The sequence below is a fragment of the Spongiactinospora gelatinilytica genome (assembly GCF_003236385.1).
GTDB lineage: Bacteria > Actinomycetota > Actinomycetes > Streptosporangiales > Streptosporangiaceae > Spongiactinospora > Spongiactinospora gelatinilytica.
This window is the reverse complement of record NZ_POUA01000505.1, coordinates 1-4,492: the sequence shown is the minus strand read 5'-3', so window position 1 is coordinate 4,492 and position 4,492 is coordinate 1. Positions and strand designations below refer to the sequence as shown.

Genomic DNA, 4,492 nt, shown 5'->3' with positions numbered 1-4,492 from the left:
GGGGTGGGTCATGCGGGTGTCGACTACGGCGCGGGCTATGGTGGCGGATTCTTCGTCGGAGTAGCGGCGGGCGCCCTCTGCCGTGGCGACGGTCAGGACGGGGTAGATGTCTCTGAAGGTGTCGGGGCCACCGGTGGCGGTGTCGTCGTCGGCCGCGTCGTACAGGGCCTCGACGCATACCCGGGCCAGTTCGGCCTCGGTGAGGTCGGGCCGGTAGAGCTTCTTCAGGGCGCCTCGGGCGAAGACGGAGCCTGAGCCGAGGGCGTGGAACTCGCGTTCCTCGTAGGGGCCGCCACCGACGTCGTAGCTGAAGATACGGCCGCGGCCCTCGGACTCGTCGTAGGCCGCGTACAGCGGCAGGGCGACCACGCCCAGCGCCGCGGCGGGGAGGTTGGCCCGGACCATCGAGGCGAGCCGGTTGGCCTTGCCGTTCGTGGACAGCGTGCGGCCCTGCACCTTCTCGTAGTGCTGCAACTCGAAGCGGAACAACCGGATCAGCTCCACCGCCATGCCGACCGCCCCCGCGTAGGCGATCAGCGAGAAGTCGTCGGCCACCGCGACCTTCTCCAGCTCCCGGTTGACGATCATGTTGCCGGACGTCGCGCGGCGGTCGCCCGCCATGACCACGCCGCCGGGGAAGGCGGCGGCCAGGACGGTCGTGCCGTGCGGGATCTCCAAGGTCTCGCCGGACGGCTCGTCAACGCGGTTCCATGGCAGCAGCTCGGCCCGATGGGACTCCATCAGGTCGAGGAACGAGGAGGTGTGGTGGGAGAAGAACGACGGCTCTTCCACTCCAGGACCCATCATCACAAGCGCACTCCCTCGCCTCATGCGGCACCCGCCTCCCCGATGCTAGCCCGCGCCGCCGCCGCCAGACAGCCTGCCGTCCAGGAACCGGGCCAGCCGTACCGGTGTCGGGTGCTCGAACACCAGCGTGGCCGGGAGCCGCAGCCCGGTCACCGCGTTCAGCTTGTTGCGCAGTTCGACGCCGGTCAGCGAGTCGAAGCCCAGCTCGCGCAGCGAGCGGCCGGGGTCCACCCGCTCCGGCGAGGCGTGCCCCAGTACCGAGGCGACCTGGGCCAGTACCGCGTCCAGCAGGAGGCGTTCGCGCTCGCCGCCGGACGCCTCGGCCACCCGCTTCGCCAAGGTCGCCCCCGGCGTGCTCGGCTCCGTCCGCCGGGGGGCGCGGACCAGGCCGCGCAGCAGCGGCGCGACCGGACCGTTCGCGGCCTGCGCGCGCAGGGCCATGGTGTCCAGCCGTACCGCGACGGCGTGCGCCGCGTCCCCCGCGCTCGCCGCGTCGAACAGCGCGAGCGCGCGCTCCGACGGCATCGGGGCCAGGCCCCAGGCCGCCAGCCGGGCCAGATCACGCTCGCCCAGGTGGCCGGTCAGGCCGCTTGCCTGCGCCCAGAGGCCCCAGGCGATCGACACGGCCGCCCGGCCGGACCGCCGCCGCCGATGGGCCAGGGCGTCCAGGAACGCGTTGGCCGCCGCGTAGTTCGCCTGCCCGGACGTGCCGAACGTGCCCGCGAAGGACGAGTACAGCACGAAGTGCGGCAGGTCCCCCGCCAGCTCGTGCAGGTTGAGCGCGGCGTCCACCTTCGGCCCGAACACCCGGTCCAGGCGCTCGGGGGTGAGCGAGGTGACGACACCGTCGTCGAGTACGCCCGCCGCGTGCACGATCCCGGTCAGCGGGTGCTCCGCGGGGATGCCGGCCAGTAGGCGGGCCAGCGCGTCCCGGTCGCTCACGTCGCAGGCGGCCCGGGTGACGTGCGCGCCGAGGGCGGTCAGCTCGGCGTCCAGCCGAGCGGCCTCGGGCGTACCGCCGCCGCGCCGCCCGGCGAGCACGAGCCGGCGCACCCCGTGCCGGGTGACCAGGTGCCGGGCGAGGGCCGCGCCCAGCGTGCCCATGCCGCCGGTGACCAGTACCGTGCCGTCCGGGTCCCATGCCGGTCCAACAGCGGATGCGGGCACGGCGGCCAGGCGCGGCACGAGCACCGTCCCCCGGCGTACGGCGAGCTGGGGTTCCGGGGAGGCGAGCGCGGCGGGGAGCGCCCCGCCGTCGTCCACGTCCACCAGCGTGAACCGGCCGGGGGCCTCCGACTGCGCCGACCGCACCAGCCCCCAGACGGGGGCGGCGGCGAGGTCCGGTACGTCGTCGCCGTCGTCCGCCGCGACCGCGCCCCGGGTGACGAACACCAGGCGGGAGGCGGCGAACCGGTCCAGCGCCAGCCATTCGCGCACGAACGCCAGCGCCCGTCCCGTGGCCTGCCGTACGGCGGGAGCCATCGCCGGGAGTGAATCGGACAGGCACGTCACCAGCACCACATCAGCAACCGGGCCGTCCTCGGCCAGAGCCGACAGCGAGGGACGACTGCGGCAGGTCAGCCCGGCCGCGGTGAGCGTCTTCTCCAGCCCGAGCGGGTCGGCGTCGATGACCGCGCAGGTCCCGGTGGCGGGGGCGGCGGCGGGGGCCGGTACCCAGTCCACGCGGAACAGGCCGTCCTTGTGGACGCCGCGCGCGTCGCGGATCTGCTCGGGCGACATGGGCCGCAGCACCAGCGAATCGACGGACACGACCGGCGCGCCGCCGTCGTCGGCCGCGGTGAGGGCGATGGCGTCCGCCCCGGTGCGGGTCAGCCGCACCCGCAGCGCGGACGCGCCGCCCGCCCCGTACCGTCGCACCCCGCTCCACGAGAACGGCAGCCGCCCGCGCGGGTCGTCGCCGTCGAGCAGCCCGCCCGCCGCCACCGCCTGGAGCGCCGCGTCGAGCAGCGCGGGGTGGACGCCGAAGCCCCTGGGCAGCCCGTCCGGCAGCCGAACCTCGGCGAACACATCCTCCCCGCGCCGCCACACCGCCCGCAGCCCCTGGAACTCCGGCCCGTAGCCGATGCCGCGCTCGGCCTGCCGCCGGTAATGGTCGCCGATGGCCACCGGTACCGCGTCCGGCGGCGGCCACGACTCCGGCGCGGGGGGCGCGGCGTCGCCGGGCGCGAGCACGCCGGTGGCGTGGTGGGTCCAGGCGTTCTCACCGTCGGGGCGGGAGTACACGTTGAGCGTCCGCCTGCCGGACCCGTCGGCGGCGCCGGCCAGCATCTGGAGTTCCAGAACGCCGTCCTCCGGGATCACCAGCGGCACCTGAAGGGTCAGCTCCTCGACCTGGCCCGCGCCGGTGCGGTCGCGGGCGAGCAGGGCCAGTTCCACGAAGCCGGTGCCGGGGAACACCGCGGCGTCCAGCAGCGTGTGGCCGGACAGCCACGGGTGCGCGCCGAGCGACAGGCGGCCGGTGCACAGCCACCCGTGCCCGCCCGCGAGTTCGACCGCGCTGCCGGCGAAGGGGTGTACCGCCGCGACCGGGGCCCCAGCGTTCGGGTGGGTGTCGCGCAGCCAGTGGCGTTCCCGCCGGAACGGGTACGTCGGCAGGTCCACCCGCCGGGCCCCGGCCCCGAACGCGGGCGTCCAGTCCACCTCGACGCCGCGCACGAAGACCTCCGCCATCGAGGTCAGCAGCCGCCGCGCGCCGCCCTCGCCCTTGCGCAGCGAACCGGCCGTCACCACGTCGGCCCCGGCGCTCTCGGCGGTCTGCTGGGTGCCGAGGGTGAGCACCGGGTGCGGGCTCAGCTCGATGAACGCGCGGTGGCCCGCGCGGATCAGCGCGCGCACGGTGTCGGCGTAGCGGACGGTGTGCCGCAGGTTGTCGTACCAGTAGCCCGCGTCCATCTTCCGCGTGTCCAGGACGTCACCGGTCACGGTGGAGTGCAGCGGTACCCGGGAGGCGCGCGGGCTGATGGGGGCGAGGTCCCGCAGCAGCTCGTCGCGGATCGACTCCACGGCCCTCGAATGCGAGGCGTAGTCCACGGCGACCTTGCGGGCGTGGATCTCCTGTGCCTCGCACTCGGCCAGCAGGTCGTCCAGCGCGCCCGCCTCGCCCGCGACCACGGCGGCGGCCGGGCCGTTGACGGCCGCGACCGACAGCCGCCCGTCGTACCGGGCGACCAGCCGGTCCACCTCGGCCACCGGGTGGGTGATCGCGGCCATCCCGCCGGTCCCGGCCAGCCGGACCAGCGCCCGGCTGCGCAGCGTCACGACGCGGGCGGCGTCCGGAAGGGACAGCGCCCCGGCGACGTACGCGGCGGCGATCTCGCCCTGGGAGTGGCCGATCACCGCGTCCGGCTCGACCCCGTGCGCACGCCACACCCGCGCCAGCCCGACCATCATCGCGAACAGCGCGGGCTGCACCACGTCCACCCGTTCCAGCCACGACTCATCGGCCCGACCGGCCAGTACGTCCACCAGGGACCAGTCCACGAACGGCCCGAACGCCGCCGCGCACTCCTCCACCGCCTCCCGGAACACCGTGGAGGAGGCCGCCAGCTCCCGGCCCATCCCCTGCCACTGCGCGCCCTGACCGGGGAAGACCCACACCACCTTGCCCACATCACCGGCCACACCAGCGGAGGTGAGCTCCTCCAGCCCGGCCAGCAGCTCCGCC

General features: G+C 75.1%; 2 protein-coding genes. Both read right to left on the bottom strand.

All coding sequences use genetic code 11. The features are described 5' to 3' along the window. The coding region (gene prcB / locus C1I98_RS35840) for a proteasome subunit beta (protein WP_111171736.1) at positions 1-807 on the bottom strand (807 nt) is incomplete at its 3' end. A 45-nt stretch (positions 808-852) separates the two neighbouring features. Next, positions 853-4,492 (bottom strand): type I polyketide synthase (locus C1I98_RS35835; protein ID WP_146607847.1); only part of this gene is annotated, 3,640 nt, incomplete at its 5' end.